This is a genomic window from Enterobacter sp. CP102 (assembly GCF_025152625.1).
Lineage (GTDB): Bacteria > Pseudomonadota > Gammaproteobacteria > Enterobacterales > Enterobacteriaceae > Enterobacter > Enterobacter soli.
On sequence record NZ_CP104014.1, the window covers coordinates 802,006 to 817,688 of the forward strand.

The 15,683-nt window shown below is 54.1% G+C and carries 13 protein-coding genes; 7 read left to right on the forward strand and 6 right to left on the reverse strand.

The features are described 5' to 3' along the window. Positions 1-8: 8 nt before the first annotated feature. Positions 9-1,601 carry a DUF3300 domain-containing protein gene (locus N1249_RS03780; protein ID WP_259834714.1) on the reverse strand — a complete coding sequence of 531 codons (1,593 nt, stop codon included), beginning with the start codon at positions 1,599-1,601 and terminating at the stop codon, positions 9-11. 683 nt (positions 1,602-2,284) lie between these two features. Between N1249_RS03780 and acnB the strand changes: the two genes are divergently transcribed. Together acnB and yacL are read left to right on the forward strand one after the other, a co-directional pair. After that, positions 2,285-4,882 (forward strand): bifunctional aconitate hydratase 2/2-methylisocitrate dehydratase, encoded by a 2,598-nt coding sequence (gene acnB, locus N1249_RS03785; RefSeq protein ID WP_259834717.1) that lies wholly within the window; start codon positions 2,285-2,287, stop codon positions 4,880-4,882. 205 nt (positions 4,883-5,087) lie between these two features. Further along, entirely contained in the window at positions 5,088-5,450 is a 363-nt protein-coding gene (yacL, locus tag N1249_RS03790) for a protein YacL (RefSeq protein ID WP_014068929.1), read from the forward strand. Positions 5,451-5,481: 31 nt separating this feature from the next. Here yacL and speD read toward each other — a convergent pair whose 3' ends face one another. From speD to N1249_RS03805, 3 genes are all read right to left on the reverse strand, one after another. Further along, a complete protein-coding gene (gene speD / locus N1249_RS03795) occupies positions 5,482-6,276 on the reverse strand; it encodes an adenosylmethionine decarboxylase (RefSeq protein ID WP_014068930.1) in 795 nt (264 codons plus the stop codon). Further along, on the reverse strand, positions 6,277-7,146 hold the full coding sequence (speE, locus tag N1249_RS03800) for a polyamine aminopropyltransferase (protein WP_259834721.1): 870 nt from the start codon (positions 7,144-7,146) through the stop codon (positions 6,277-6,279). A 114-nt stretch (positions 7,147-7,260) separates the two neighbouring features. Further along, on the reverse strand, positions 7,261-7,608 hold the full coding sequence (locus N1249_RS03805) for a YacC family pilotin-like protein (protein WP_014882582.1): 348 nt from the start codon (positions 7,606-7,608) through the stop codon (positions 7,261-7,263). Between the two features lie 145 nt (positions 7,609-7,753). Between N1249_RS03805 and cueO the strand changes: the two genes are divergently transcribed. Further along, on the forward strand, positions 7,754-9,322 hold the full coding sequence (cueO, locus tag N1249_RS03810) for a multicopper oxidase CueO (protein WP_259834723.1): 1,569 nt from the start codon (positions 7,754-7,756) through the stop codon (positions 9,320-9,322). Between the two features lie 85 nt (positions 9,323-9,407). Here cueO and N1249_RS03815 read toward each other — a convergent pair whose 3' ends face one another. Beyond that, positions 9,408-11,798, reverse strand: a complete 2,391-nt coding sequence (locus N1249_RS03815; RefSeq protein ID WP_259834725.1) for a glucose/quinate/shikimate family membrane-bound PQQ-dependent dehydrogenase — start codon at positions 11,796-11,798, stop codon at positions 9,408-9,410. A gap of 206 nt (positions 11,799-12,004) precedes the next feature. Here N1249_RS03815 and hpt point away from each other — a divergent pair, with 206 nt between their 5' ends. Continuing rightward, positions 12,005-12,541 carry a hypoxanthine phosphoribosyltransferase gene (gene hpt, locus N1249_RS03820; protein ID WP_014068935.1) on the forward strand — a complete coding sequence of 179 codons (537 nt, stop codon included), beginning with the start codon at positions 12,005-12,007 and terminating at the stop codon, positions 12,539-12,541. A gap of 92 nt (positions 12,542-12,633) precedes the next feature. On the opposite strand, the gene can is transcribed toward hpt, so the two are convergent. Next, positions 12,634-13,296, reverse strand: coding sequence for a carbonate dehydratase (can, locus tag N1249_RS03825; RefSeq protein WP_014068936.1), 663 nt, complete (start codon positions 13,294-13,296; stop codon positions 12,634-12,636). A 107-nt stretch (positions 13,297-13,403) separates the two neighbouring features. Here can and N1249_RS03830 point away from each other — a divergent pair, with 107 nt between their 5' ends. From N1249_RS03830 to N1249_RS03840, 3 genes are all read left to right on the forward strand, one after another. Then, positions 13,404-14,330: an ABC transporter ATP-binding protein gene (locus N1249_RS03830; protein ID WP_259834727.1), complete on the forward strand. Its 927-nt coding sequence runs from the start codon at positions 13,404-13,406 to the stop codon at positions 14,328-14,330. Beyond that, positions 14,327-15,097 carry an ABC transporter permease gene (locus N1249_RS03835; RefSeq protein WP_014068938.1) on the forward strand — a complete coding sequence of 257 codons (771 nt, stop codon included), beginning with the start codon at positions 14,327-14,329 and terminating at the stop codon, positions 15,095-15,097. The genes N1249_RS03830 and N1249_RS03835 overlap by 4 nt, the downstream gene beginning before the upstream one ends. Positions 15,098-15,201: 104 nt before the next feature. Further along, positions 15,202-15,642 (forward strand): PTS sugar transporter subunit IIA, encoded by a 441-nt coding sequence (locus N1249_RS03840; RefSeq protein WP_014068939.1) that lies wholly within the window; start codon positions 15,202-15,204, stop codon positions 15,640-15,642. The last annotated feature ends 41 nt before the right edge of the window (positions 15,643-15,683 follow it).

Here is a 15,683-nt window from a genome sequence, read left to right on the forward strand (position 1 = left end):
CGGCTCCCTTAACGATGACGGACTTCACGGCGTTCAGGCCGTGCGCCAGAGGCTTGTCGCTGTGGCTGATTACGCGAGGCAACCTGACGGCTCTGTGCGCCACGCTGCTGCTGAGCTTGCCAGTTCCCGGAGCGGCTATCGTTACCGCTCAGGGCATTAGCGCGCGGCTGGCTTATGCGCTGCTGAGTATTTCGTTGTTGCACATTGCGCTGCTGTGCCGTTTGCGAAACCCGTTGCTCCTGTCTTTGCGTCGTCGCTTTCCGATTTTCTCGCTGCTGAGTGTTGGCCTTTTTCGCGGTTTGCGTTTTGTTGGTGTCGTAGCCCCGATAGTTATTACGCTGAGAAATCTGCTTCAGCTGCTGATTCGACGCCTGACGCTGAGCATCTTTTGTGCCGGTGCGTGCCGTTTGCGGGAAGGTTTTCCCGGTCGATTTTTCCATCTGCGCCATTGCAGCCTGACGCTGGTTATCACGATTAACCGGTTTTTGCTGAGTTGCGCTCAGCCCTGTTGCCGTGTTGGTGGAGTGGAAGCGGTTATTCAGCTGACTATTTGGGTACGGCACCCCTTCACGATAAGCCGGATTATGCTGCCAGGTACGGTTAGCATCCGTCAGACGCTGGCCGCTGATTTTATTGAAGTTATCAACGTTAATATTGATGTTGTTATCACCATTACGGTTGTAGCCGCCATGGTGATCCCAGTCATCATCATGATGATGATCCCAATCGTCATCGTCCCAGTCGATGCTGCTGAAGATGGCATAGGTGGTTGCCACGCCCAGGCTGAAACCTAAGCCGTTCACGAAGCTGTTGCCGAACTGCTCACCGGTGGTTGGCGGGAGATAGGTCGGCGGATAGGCGGTGTTTGGCCAGGTCCCGTAAACCGTATTCGGGTTATAGGTAGGAACATAAACCACCTGCGGATCGGCGGATTCAATCTTGATCACCGTTGGGCTTGTGGTGGTAGTGGTCGTGGTTGTCGACTCGCTGGTGACGGTTTTCGCCGGGGCAGGTTTTGTCTCGGTGGTAACCGTCTGCTGTGGTGTCGATTTTAATGCACCGGTTTGCTGAGCCAGCAAACGCAGACGTTGTACGGAGTCCATCACGTCTTTCGGTTGGGCGAGGAAGGCATCGCCCAGGCTTTGTACCCACGGCGGGTTTTCGCCCATCAGCGACATGAGCTGAGGAAACGCCACCAGCGATTTCACGCTCGGATCCCACGGCTGCCCGGAAACGGCCTGAATGGCGGCATCCCCCTGCATTTTAGGGTTGTCCTTTGACCATTGCGCAGCCTGGATAACGTTCGCGGGGTAGGTTGATGCCATCAATATTTGCGACAACAGGGCATCAGGATAAAGCGCAATAGGCGCTACCCACTGATCGATTTGCGCGGCACTGTAGGTTGGCGGTGCGACAGGCGCGGTTTGCGTTGCGGGGGCCGGTGTGGCAGCCGGAACCGGTGTTACAGGTTGTTGAGCAACGGGAGCAGGAGTGACGGGCGTTTCCGTTGCGCGGCTTTTGACAAACATAACGCCAGACGCGGCAAACAGCCCGGCACTGCATAAAAGGACAAGCAGATGTGGCTTAAATGGCAACTTCATAAAGTGACTCCAACGAGACAAGCGCTGTGCCGTGAGGCGTTCCTGTTGCCGCGAGTATTATTCACCCGTGTCTTACAGTTTTGACTTTTCTTGGGAAACCACCCGGAGTGTCCGGATAAAGAGTGTGAGCATTTATTACACAATTATATCTGAAGGTTGAAAAGCCGCTGGAATATACAGAACTGCTCCCGGGCCCGGTGACTGGTTGCTACACCAGCGAAGCAGGCCGAGAAGAAGAATAGTGGATTCAAAGGGGATGCAGAAGATGAGAAGTGAAGTTACATTAATTTTCATACGAAACAGGAAAGCGCTACGCAGTATTTCACCTTCGGATTGCAAGGAAACGATCTCTGGGGCAAAATTTTTATCCGTTGGGGTTTTGCCGCAAATCTGCCAGCCCGGTGTGCTACCACCGCAAGGCAACAAATTAACCGCTTTAAGGCGGTTTTTTTGTGTCCAAAATTCGAATCGTCTCCCTGCTATACCATCCTTAACGATTCAGCAAATTTTTTAATGTTGCTTTTTTGTAAACGGATTAACACTGTGCAGAAATCCTGCTATGCTGCCCGACGCGGTATCGGGCATTTACCCTACAAACTGCTGTCTCACAGGAGCGTGAAGAGATTCGCCCACATACACGCTGTGTATGCCGCAATATGACAATGAGAGCGAGGAGAACCGTCGTGCTAGAAGAATACCGTAAGCACGTAGCAGAACGTGCCGCCGAGGGAATTGTACCCAAACCTTTAGATGCAACCCAAATGGCCGCGCTCGTCGAGCTGCTGAAGAATCCGCCTAAGGGCGAAGAAGAATTCCTGTTAGATCTGTTGATCAACCGCGTACCGCCTGGCGTAGATGAAGCTGCCTACGTAAAAGCCGGTTTCCTTGCTGCCATTGCCAAAGGCGAAGCAACCTCCCCACTGGTGACTCCTGAAAAAGCGATTGAACTGCTCGGCACCATGCAGGGTGGCTACAACATTCATCCGCTAATTGACGCGCTGGATAACGAAAAGCTGGCTCCAATTGCGGCCAAAGCGCTCTCTTCAACGCTGCTGATGTTCGATAACTTCTACGATGTAGAAGAAAAAGCCAAAGCGGGCAACAAATACGCGAAGCAGGTTATGCAGTCCTGGGCTGATGCCGAATGGTTCCTGAACCGTCCTGCGCTGGCTGAAAAAATCACCGTGACCGTTTTCAAAGTAACCGGTGAAACCAACACCGATGACCTCTCTCCGGCTCCGGATGCGTGGTCCCGTCCTGATATCCCTCTGCACGCGCTGGCGATGCTGAAAAACGCCCGTGAAGGTATCGAACCGGATCAGCCTGGCGTGGTTGGTCCAATCAAACAGATCGAAGCCCTTCAGAAGAAAGGTTTCCCGCTGGCCTATGTGGGCGATGTTGTGGGTACCGGCTCTTCCCGTAAATCTGCAACCAACTCCGTGCTGTGGTTCATGGGCGATGATATCCCTCATGTGCCGAACAAACGCGGCGGCGGCCTGTGTCTGGGCGGCAAAATTGCCCCTATCTTCTTCAACACCATGGAAGATGCTGGCGCACTGCCAATTGAAGTGGACGTTAACAACCTGAACATGGGCGACGTGATTGACGTTTACCCGTTCAAAGGTGAAGTGCGTAACCACGAAACCAACGAACTGCTGGCAAGCTTTGAGCTGAAAACCGACGTGCTGGTCGACGAAGTCCGCGCCGGTGGCCGTATTCCACTGATCATCGGCCGTGGCCTGACCACCAAAGCGCGTGAAGCGCTGGGTCTGCCGCACTCAGACGTATTCCGTCAGGCGAAAGACGTGGCGGAAAGCAGCCGCGGCTTCTCTCTGGCGCAGAAGATGGTTGGCCGCGCCTGTGGCGTTGCCGGTATCCGTCCTGGTGCGTACTGCGAGCCGAAGATGACGTCCGTGGGCTCTCAGGATACCACTGGCCCAATGACCCGTGACGAACTGAAAGACCTGGCGTGCCTGGGCTTCTCGTCTGACCTGGTGATGCAGTCCTTCTGTCACACCGCGGCCTATCCGAAGCCGGTTGACGTGACTACGCACCACACGCTGCCAGACTTCATCATGAACCGTGGCGGTGTATCTCTGCGTCCGGGTGATGGCGTTATTCACTCCTGGCTGAACCGTATGCTGCTGCCAGATACCGTGGGTACCGGTGGTGACTCTCATACCCGTTTCCCGATTGGTATCTCCTTCCCGGCGGGCTCTGGTCTGGTGGCGTTTGCTGCTGCGACCGGCGTGATGCCGCTGGATATGCCGGAATCCGTTCTGGTGCGCTTCAAAGGCAAAATGCAGCCGGGTATCACCCTGCGCGACCTGGTTCACGCGATCCCGCTGTATGCCATCAAACAGGGTCTGCTGACCGTTGAGAAGAAAGGTAAGAAAAACATCTTCTCTGGCCGCATCCTGGAAATTGAAGGTCTGCCGGATCTGAAAGTAGAGCAGGCGTTCGAACTGACCGATGCCTCTGCTGAGCGTTCTGCTGCGGGCTGTACCATCAAGCTGAACCAGGCGCCGATCGAAGAGTATCTGACCTCTAACATCGTACTGCTGAAGTGGATGATCGCAGAAGGTTACGGCGATCGTCGTACGCTGGAACGTCGTGTTCAGGGTATGGAAAAATGGCTGGCGGATCCGCAGCTGCTGGAAGCCGATGCTGACGCTGAATATGCGGCAGTGATCGACATCGATCTGGCGGATATCAAAGAGCCAATCCTGTGCGCACCAAACGATCCAGACGATGCTCGTCTGCTCTCTGACGTTCAGGGCGATAAGATCGACGAAGTGTTCATCGGTTCCTGTATGACCAACATCGGTCACTTCCGTGCTGCCGGTAAGCTGCTGGATACCCATAAAGGCCAGCTGCCAACCCGTCTGTGGGTGGCTCCGCCAACCCGTATGGACGCCGCTCAGCTGACTGAAGAAGGTTACTACAGCGTGTTCGGTAAGAGCGGTGCGCGTATCGAAATCCCTGGCTGTTCCCTGTGTATGGGTAACCAGGCGCGCGTAGCAGACGGTGCGACGGTAGTCTCGACCTCTACCCGTAACTTCCCGAACCGTCTGGGCACTGGCGCTAACGTTTATCTGGCCTCTGCGGAGCTGGCGGCGGTTGCCGCGCTGATTGGCAAACTGCCAACCCCGGAAGAGTACCAGACTTATATTGCTCAGGTTGATAAGACTGCGGTGGATACCTATCGCTATCTGAACTTCGACCAGCTGTCTCAGTATACCGAGAAAGCTGACGGCGTTATCTTCCAGACGGCAGTATAAATGCTACCCTCTCCCGTGGGAGAGGGACTGGGGTGAGGGCACCAGACCGCACCTGACCCATTGCCCGGTGGCGCTACGCTTACCGGGCCTACAAAACCCATCGCAACTGCGGTGGGTTTTTATTTTCATTCCTCCCACCTCTCACGCTTTTTTTCTTCCTCGCTGCTGCGATAATTACCTTAATGGCTTTGCAGAGGAAAACACTATGGATTACGAATTTCTGCGCGACATCACCGGAGTGGTGAAAGTGCGTATGTCGATGGGCCACGAAGCCGTAGGACACTGGTTTAACGAAGAGGTGAAAGAGAATCTCGCGCTTCTTGATGAAGTTGAACAGGCGGCAAATACGGTGAAAGGCAGTGAGCGCTCCTGGCAACGCGCCGGGCATGAATACACGCTGTGGATGGACGGTGAAGAGGTTATGGTCCGTGCCAACCAGCTTGAATTCTCGGGCGATGAGATGGAAGAAGGGATGAGCTACTACGATGAAGAGAGTCTGTCGCTTTGCGGCGTTGAAGACTTCCTGAAGGTGGTGGCGGCGTACCGCGAGTTCATGAAACAGAAATAGCACACCGGAGCGTCCTTGCTCCTTGCGTCTCTTACATGGCCGGAATGTTACGGCCATAGTAGATTTCGCGCATCTCTTTCCAGATAAGGTCGGTGATGGCCTTACGCTCTTCGTCGCTCAGGTCTTCCGGTTTGGTGTGGAACATGTAGTGCTTAAGGTCAAACTCCTTAAGTAACATCTTGGTATGGAAGATATTTTCCTGATACACATTCACGTCCACCATGTCATACAGCGCTTTCATGTCCTCGGACATAAAGTTCTGAATGGAATTGATTTCGTGGTCGATAAAGTGCTTCATCCCATTGATATCACGGGTAAAACCTCGTACACGATAGTCAATGGTAACGATATCGGATTCCAGCTGATGGATTAAGTAGTTCAGCGCATTCAGCGGTGAAATCACACCGCAGGTCGATACTTCTATATCGGCGCGGAAGGTACACAGCCCGCCTTCAGGATGGCTTTCCGGGTAGGTGTGTACGCAGATGTGGCTTTTATCGAGGTGAGCCACTACCACTTCTGGCAGCGGGCCAGGGTGTTCGGTTTTGTCGATAAGCTGCGGGTCGACCGGTTCTTCGCTCACCAGAATGGTCACGCTCGCACCCTGAGGATCGTAATCCTGGCGGGCAATATTCAGGATATTCGCGCCAATAATAGAGCAGGTTTCTGACAGGATCTCCGTCAGACGATTGGCGTTGTAGAGTTCATCGATATAGGCGATATACCCATCGCGCTCTTCTGCTGTTTTGGCGTAGCAGATATCGTAAATACAAAAACTCAGGCTTTTTGTCAGGTTGTTAAAGCCATGCAGTTTAAGCTTTTTCAATTAGTTCACCCCCAGAGAGGACAACGCGTCTTGCAGATATTGCGGCAAGGCAAACGCGGCGGTGTGGACAGCCGGATTGTAGTATCGGCAATGAAGGCCGGCCTGGTGGAAACGGGCCTGAATGATTTCGGTGGAGAGATGGCGCAGCACCTCGTTATCCGTTGCCCAGGCGAAGGTCATGATCCCGCCGTAGTAAGTCGGGATCGCGGCCTGATAGAAACTGACATCGCCAAAATAGGTGCTTAACTTGCGGTGGCTGTCGATGGCTTCATCCTGTTGCAGGAAGCAAACGCCGTTCTGCGCCACGAAGATCCCACCGGGCTTAAGGCAACGTTTGCAGCCTTCGTAAAAGGATGAGGTAAACAGCGATGCGCCCGGGCCGATTGGGTCGGTGCAGTCAGAGATGATCACATCAAAGGTTTGTGTGGTCTGATTAACAAAGTTGACCCCATCGTCAATCACCAGACTAAAGCGCGGATCGTCATAGCTGCCGGCATTATGATTGGGCAGATACTGGCGGCAGAAAGAGACAACGCCTGCGTCGATTTCCACCATGGTGATGGATTCGACAGATTTATGGCGGGAGACTTCACGCAGCATGGCGCCATCACCTCCGCCGATAATCAGGACGTGTCTTGCCTGTCCGTGTGCCAGCAGCGGTACGTGGGTCATCATCTCGTGATAGATAAACTCGTCACGCTCGGTGGTTTGCACCACGCCGTCCAGCGCCATCACGCGCCCAAAAGCTGCGTTTTCGAAAATGATCAGATCCTGATGATCGGTTTTCTCATGATAAAGCACGTTATCAACGGCAAAGTACTGACCAAACTGATCATGCAGTGTTTCATGCCACAACGCGTTGTCGGCCATAAGCTGACGCCTCCTTTGTTAACATCCGTTTTCCCACGAAAAATGAGCAAAACATGATAGCTAACTATAACCGTGCTTGCACGGCTATAGGGTCAACAAGGAGAGTCGGGGGGGTTATTTTACGTAGGCGAGCAGGCTAAGAGAGTCGCGAGCCAGCGCTTTGCATTTCTTTGCCGTGGGAATGCCAATGCCGCTTAAATCGCGGTAGCTGTCTTCACCGAGCGCCTTCATGTCAAAGCTGTCGTAGTTGCTGAGATCCCACTGGTTCTGCTGGGCAAAAAAGACCAGGGCGCGACGAATCTGCCCGTTGGGTAAATTCTGGTAACCGCAATCATTTTTCAGGAATACAAAAACCGCCGTTAAATCGGCCATATCTTCTGCTTCATTTTCACTCAGCGCATAACTGTTCGCACACATAGCCATCAGGCTGCCGAACAAAATTGTCCTGAAAAACGTCTTCATTGCTTCTACCACTGCGTCACGGAAAATTAACGTTAGCATACTTGATGCCAGGGCGACGATCTTTATTATTGCCGCTTTGCTTGACCTTCCGGTAAGGGGAGGGTTTATGCTCAAAATATCGCCTGCTGGAAATAAGGAAATGAACATGCAACGTCGTGATTTTTTAAAATATTCCGTTGCGCTGGGAGTCGCCAGCGCATTACCGCTGTGGAGTCGCACAGTTTTCGCCGCCGACAGGCCCGCCTTACCCATCCCTGACCTGCTCACTGCGGATGCCCGCAGCCGCATTCAGCTGGTCGTTCAGTCTGGTAAAACTACCATTGGTGAGCATACGGCGACAACCTGGGGGTATAACAGCAATCTGCTCGGCCCTGCGATTCAGTTACGCAGAGGAAAAGCCGTTACTGTAGACATCCACAATTCGCTGGCGGAAGAGACAACACTGCACTGGCATGGCCTCGAAGTCCCGGGTGAAGTAGACGGCGGTCCTCAGGGCGTAATTAAAGCGGGCGGCAAGCGCAGCGTCACCTTTACCCCTGACCAGTCTGCGGCGACCTGCTGGTTCCACCCGCATCAGCATGGCAAAACCGGACGGCAGGTTGCGATGGGCCTGGCGGGGCTGGTGCTCATTGAGGATGATGAAAGCCGCCTGCTGCGTCTGCCAAAACAGTGGGGCATCGACGATGTGCCGGTGATTGTGCAGGACAAAAAGTTCACCCCGGACGGACAGATTGATTACCAGCTGGACGTGATGAGCGCTGCTGTAGGCTGGTTTGGCGATACGCTGCTGACCAACGGTGCGATTTACCCGCAGCACGCCGCGCCGAAGGGCTGGCTGCGTTTACGCCTGCTTAATGGCTGTAACGCGCGGTCGCTGAATTTTGCGACCAGCGATAAACGCCCGCTGTATGTGGTGGCGAGCGATGGCGGCCTGTTGCCTGAGCCGGTGAAGGTTAATGAATTACCGATGCTGATGGGCGAGCGTTTTGAAGTGCTGGTGGATATCAGCGATGGCAAGGCGTTTGACCTGGTGACCCTGCCGGTAAGCCAGATGGGTATGGCCGTTGCGCCATTTGATAAGCCGCATCCGGTACTGCGCATTCAGCCGCTTCAGGTCACGGCGTCGGGCATCTTGCCGGATACCCTGGTGAAGATGCCTGCTTTGCCTGCGCTTGACGGGTTAACTCAGCGTAAACTCCAGCTCTCGATGGATCCGATGCTCGATATGATGGGGATGCAGGCCCTGATGACGAAATATGGCAATCAGGCGATGGCCGGGATGCATCACGGGCAGATGATGGGCCATATGAATATGGATCACGGCAGCATGGGCGGAATGGGGAACATGAACCACGGTGGGCAAGGTTTTGACTTCCATAATGCCAACATGATCAACGGCAAAGCGTTCGATATGGATACGCCGATGTTTGCTGCCACGAAAGGGCAGTTTGAGCGTTGGGTGATTTCGGGGGAAGGTGACATGATGTTGCATCCGTTCCATATTCACGGCACGCAGTTCCGCATCCTCTCAGAAAACGGTAAAGCACCAGAGGCGCATCGTTCCGGCTGGAAAGATACGGTACGAGTTGAAGGTGGTGTAAGCGAGGTGCTGGTGAAGTTCGCGCACGACGCGCCGAAGGAGTTCGCCTATATGGCGCACTGTCACCTGCTGGAGCATGAAGATACGGGGATGATGCTCGGTTTTACCGTATAAAAAAAGCCGGGTGGCGGCTACGCCTTACCCGGCCTGTATATGGCACCCGTAGGCCCGGTAAGCATAGCGCCACCGGGCATTTCAGTTACTTGCTTTCATCCGGCAACGCATACGCGACGATATAGTCGCCCATCTTCGTGCCAAACGAACCGTGACCACCCGCAGAGATGACAACGTACTGCTTGCCATTCACTTCATAGGTCATCGGTGTTGCCTGTCCGCCTGCTGGCAGACGGCCTTGCCACAGTTTCTCACCGTTGGTCATGTTGTACGCGCGCAGGTAGTTATCTGCGGTTGCCGCGATGAACAGCACGTTACCGGCGGTAGAGATTGGGCCACCCAGCATTGGCATCCCCATATTGAACGGTACAGGAACCGGCATCGGGAACGGCATACTGTCCTGAGGCGTACCAATACGTTTCTTCCACACAACCTGGTTAGTTTTCAGATCCAGCGCGGAGATATAACCCCATGCAGGCTGTTTACACGGCAGGCCGAACGGTGACAGGAACGGGTTCAGGGTTACGCCAAACGGCACGCCATACTGCGGCTGAATACCGGATTCGGTCCCGGTACCTTTCGCGTCTTTCGGCGGTTCGATTGGGTTACCCGGGCCGCGTGGGATCAGTTTAGAGACGAACGGCAGCGCCATCGGGTTGGCAATCGCCACCTGGCGGTTCGGGTCAACGGAGATCCCGCCCCATTCGAACATCCCCAGGTTACCCGGGAAGACCAGCGTGCCCTGCTCAGAAGGCGGAGTGAAGATACCTTCGTAGCGCAGCTGATGGAACATCACGCGGCAGACCAGCTGGTCAAACATGGTAGCACCCCACATGTCTGCACCGCTCAGGTCTTTCTTCGGACGGAAGCTCAGGTCAGAGAACGGCTGCGTTTTGCTGACGTAATCGCCTTTTGCTGCCCCCTGCGGAACAGGTTTTTCCGGCGCAGGAACAACCAGCTTACCGTTGCTGCGATCCAGGACGAAGATGTTACCGGTTTTCGCTGGTGCATAAATCACCGGAACGGTTTTGCCGTTAACGGTAATGTCGGCAAGCGTCGGCTGGGATGGCATGTCCATATCCCACAGATCGTGGTGAACGGTCTGGTAGCTCCATGCCAGTTTACCGGTGGTCGCGTTCAGCGCCACGATAGCACTCGCGTAACGTTCCTGCTCCGGCGTGCGGTTACCGCCCCAGATATCTGGCGTGGTCACACCCATCGGCAGGTAGACCAGATCCAGCTTCGCGTCATACGCAGCCGGCGCCCAGGAGTTTGGTGAGTTAAAGGTAAAGGTGTGTTCGTCCGACGGGATCGCATTTGGATCTTTCGCGCCCGGATCGAAGGCCCACAGCAGTTTACCGGTGTTCACGTCAAAACCACGGATAACGCCAGAGGTTTCGCGGGTAGAGAAGTTATCCGTTACCGAACCGGCAATCACGATAGTTTTATCAGTGATGATCGGCGGCGAGGTCGGTTCATACAGACCCGGCGTGGTATCCGGCATGTTGGTTTGCAGATTCAGGATACCTTTGTTGGCAAAGGTTTCGCACAGCTTGCCCGTTTCGGCGTTAACCGCAAACAGTCGACCGTCGTTCACCGGCAGGATAATGCGGCGTGGGCAGTCGGCAATGACTTCCGGGCTGGCATTATCGGCACGCGCTTCGTGGTAAGAAACACCACGGCAGGTAACGTGCTGGAACGACGGGTTGGAGTTCAGCTGTGGATCGAAGTGCCATTTTTCTTTACCGGTAGCCGCGTCGAGCGCGAACAGACGCTGGTGCGCGGTACACAGATACAGCATGTTGCCAACTTTAATTGGCGTCACTTCGTTGGTCAGCTCACCCGGATCGTTAGGCATCTTCACGTCGCCGGTACGGAAGACCCAGGCTTCTTTCAGATCCTTCACGTTGTCGGCGTTAATCTGCTTCAGTGGAGAGTAACGCTGACCTTCCTGGTTACGACCATAGGCAGGCCAGTCGCTATCGGCAACCTGAGAGATAGCCGCGGCGGGCGTGGATTCCGTGTTCAGCGTGCCTTTGATCTCCTGCGGGTCGTTGAAGCCAGCCCAGGTGAGGATGCCACCGCTGATAAGCAGGGCAATCACCAGTGCGGCAACGGCACCACTGGAAGGCACAATCAGGCGACGCCAGACAAACGGCAGGATCAGCCAGATACCAAAGAACACGAGGATGTCACTGCGTGGCGTCAGTGCCCAGAAGTCGAACCCGACTTCCCAGACGCCCCAGATCATGGTTGCGAGAAGTAACGCGGCATAGAGCCACAGTGCTGATTGTTTGCCACGCCAGAGCAGGACGGTTACAGCAAGCATAACCAGACCCGCAACGGGGTAGTACCAGGAGCCGCCAATTGCGACCAGCCAGACGCCACCGATCAACAGATACAGGCCGCAAAAGGCGGCGAATAGCGCTGTTAAGGTCACCAGTAGACGCGACTGTTGAGTTTTTGTTTCAGCCATAGAAAAGTACTCGTCAGTTTTGTTAATTATTTGCTAGCAATTAATTATAGGTATTAACAAGTGTGATCGGAATCACAAAATTTGCTTTTTATAACTCATGCGCCAGGGCTATCCATTTGCTGTTATAATGGGTGGCTTGTGAATCGATGCCGGACGCAGATTCATCCGCATTGAGCGATTTTTATTAAAATCATATGGTTAGTAATATGAAACATACTGTTGAAGTGATGATCCCGGAAGCGGAGATCAAAGCGCGTATCGCCGAATTGGGTCGTCAAATCACCGAACATTACAAAGACAGCGGCAGCGAAATGGTGCTGGTTGGTTTGTTGCGTGGCTCTTTTATGTTCATGGCAGACCTGTGCCGTGAAGTGCAGGTGTCACATGAGGTCGATTTTATGACCGCCTCCAGCTACGGCAGCGGCATGTCCACAACCCGTGATGTGAAAATCCTTAAGGACCTGGATGAAGATATTCGTGGCAAAGATGTGTTGATCGTTGAGGACATCATCGACTCCGGCAACACACTCTCTAAAGTGCGCGAGATCCTGAGCCTGCGTGAACCAAAATCCCTGGCTATCTGTACCCTGCTGGATAAACCCACTCGTCGTGAAGTGCAGGTGCCGGTTGAGTTTGTAGGTTTCTCGATCCCTGATGAATTCGTGGTGGGTTACGGCATCGACTACGCCCAGCGTTATCGCCATCTGCCGTATGTCGGTAAAGTGGTGCTGCTGGACGAGTAAGTGCGGTTTATTGCCCGGTGGCGCGCAGCGATCCGGGCCTACTCATTGCACACCTGTAGGCCGGGTAAGGCGCAGCCGCCACCCGGCTTTGTTTATTTATGGTTCACATGCTTAAGCTTGAGGTTGGCAATGCCCGACCGATAGCGCTGTTCCAGCGTTTCGCGGTTGGTGGCGGTTACTTCCAGGTTACGCAGTAACCCGTCATGAATACCGTACGCCCAGCCGTGAATGGATACCTTCTGCCCGCGTTTCCAGGCAGATTGCATAATCGTGGAGTGGCCCAGGTTATAGACCTGTTCCATCACGTTCAGCTCGCACAGGGTGTCAAGACGGCGTTCTGGCGGCATTTCGCCGAGCAGTGAGCTATGTTTGAACCAGATATCGCGGATGTGCAGCAGCCAGTTGTCGATTAAGCCCAGCTCCGGGTTTTCTACCGCCGCCTGGACGCCGCCGCAGCCGTAGTGGCCGCAAATGATGATGTGCTCGACTTCCAGTACATCAACGGCATACTGAACAACCGAGAGACAGTTAAGATCCGTGTGAATGACCAGGTTGGCCACGTTACGGTGAACGAATAATTCGCCCGGTTCGAGGCCGGTCAGACGCTCTGCCGGAACGCGGCTATCGGAACATCCAATCCATAGAAAGCGCGGGTTCTGCGCTTGTGCCAGTTTGCCGAAAAATCCCGGGTCTTCTTCAACCAGCATCTTTGACCATAGTGCATTGTTGCTGATGAGTGTATCTATGTCATTCATGGACGTTAACGGCCTGTAACCAAGTAATTGCGTTGCGCTACTATAGGGTAACCCGACTTTTAATGAAACCACACAACGTGTGTCAGAACTATAGGTAAGTCTAATTCATGGCGATTGCACTGGAGCTTGAACAGCTTAAAAAAACCTATCCGGGCGGCGTTCAGGCGCTGCGCGGAATAGATCTCAAAGTAGAGGCGGGTGATTTTTATGCGCTTCTGGGGCCGAATGGCGCAGGGAAATCCACCACCATCGGGATTATCAGTTCTCTGGTGAACAAGTCATCCGGCAGGGTGAGCGTATTTGGCTACGACCTGCAAAAAGATGTCGTTAACGCCAAGCGCCAGCTCGGGCTGGTGCCGCAAGAGTTCAACTTTAACCCCTTTGAAACCGTCCAACAGATCGTAGTGAACCAGGCGGGTTACTATGGCGTTGAGCGCAAAGACGCGCTTGAGCGCAGCGAAAAGTACCTCAAACAGCTCGACCTGTGGGAAAAACGTAACGAACGTGCGCGGATGTTATCTGGTGGGATGAAGCGCCGTCTGATGATTGCGCGTGCGTTGATGCATGAACCAAAACTGCTGATCCTCGATGAGCCAACCGCCGGTGTGGACATCGAACTTCGTCGCTCAATGTGGGGCTTCCTGAAGGATCTGAACGACAAAGGCACCACGATCATCCTCACCACCCACTACCTTGAAGAAGCAGAGATGCTGTGCCGCAATATCGGTATCATCCAGAACGGGGAGCTGGTGGAAAACACTTCGATGAAAGATCTGCTTTCTAAGCTGAAATCAGAAACCTTTATCCTCGACCTGGCGCCGAAAAGCCCGCTGCCAAAGCTGGAAGGCTATCAATATCGTCTGGTGGATACCTCGACACTGGAAGTGGAAGTGTTGAGAGAGCAGGGGATCAACAGCGTGTTCGCCCAGTTGAGTACGCAGGGCGTGCAGGTATTAAGTATGCGTAACAAAGCCAACCGACTGGAAGAGCTGTTTGTCTCTCTGGTTCATGAGAAACAAGGAGACAAGGCATGACGCATCTTTACTGGGTCGCGCTGAAAAGCATCTGGGCGAAAGAGATTAACCGTTTTATGCGCATCTGGGTGCAAACCCTGGTGCCGCCGGTGATCACCATGACGCTGTATTTCATTATTTTCGGCAACCTGATTGGTTCACGAATTGGTGAAATGCACGGCTTTACCTATATGCAGTTTATCGTGCCGGGCCTGATCATGATGGCGGTGATCACCAACGCCTATGCCAACGTGGCGTCGTCATTCTTTAGCGCCAAGTTCCAGCGCAATATTGAAGAGCTGCTGGTCGCGCCTGTACCGACGCACGTTATTATTGCCGGCTATGTTGGCGGTGGCGTGGCGCGTGGTCTGTGTGTGGGGATCCTGGTCACGGCAATTTCACTGTTCTTTGTGCCGTTCCAGGTGCACTCGTGGCTGTTTGTCGCGCTGACGCTCCTGCTGACCGCAATCCTGTTCTCGCTGGCGGGCCTGCTGAACGCGGTGTTTGCCAAAACGTTCGACGACATCAGCCTGATCCCGACCTTCGTGCTGACGCCGCTGACCTATCTGGGCGGGGTGTTTTACTCCCTGACGCTGCTGCCACCGTTCTGGCAGGCGCTGTCGCACCTGAACCCGATCGTGTACATGATTAGCGGTTTCCGCTTTGGCTTCCTCGGTATTACCGATGTGCCGCTGTTTACCACCGTTGCGGTGCTGGTGGTGTTTATCATTGCCTTCTACATGCTGTGCTGGTATCTGATCCAGCGCGGGCGCGGTCTGCGCAGCTAACCTTCAGCCCGGCGACAATCCGTTGCCGGGCGCTTTTCTTTGACTGTTATCACCGTAAGCTAATCTTCACTGAGCTAAACTACTCGCCTGCTAAGGAGGGAGTTATGCTGGGATGGGTCATCACCTGCCACGATGAACAGGCGCAGGACATGTTGTTAAAGCTCGAAGCCCGTTTTGGGCCGCTGGTGCAATGCCGGGCGGTGAATTACTGGCGCGGGCTGAGTACCAACATGCTCAGCAGAATGATGTGCGATGCCCTGCATGAAACCGACTCTGGCGATGGCGTTATCTTTTTGACGGATAAATCGGGCGCGGCGCCTTATCGTTCTGCGGCATTGATGAGCCACAAACACGATTGCTGCGAAGTCATCTCCGGAATTAGCCTGCCGTTGCTGGAAGTCATGTACCCGCAGCGAGAAACACTCAGCAGCGCCGAATTTCGTCATGCTATCGTGGCGCAAGGTTTACCAGGCGTCAGTAGCTTGTGGCATCAGCAGCAGAAAAATCCTCCTTTCATCCTGCATCACGGCCTGTATAAGAATTAAACATTGGTATTGATGTCTCTTTTGCTACAATGACATCAGTT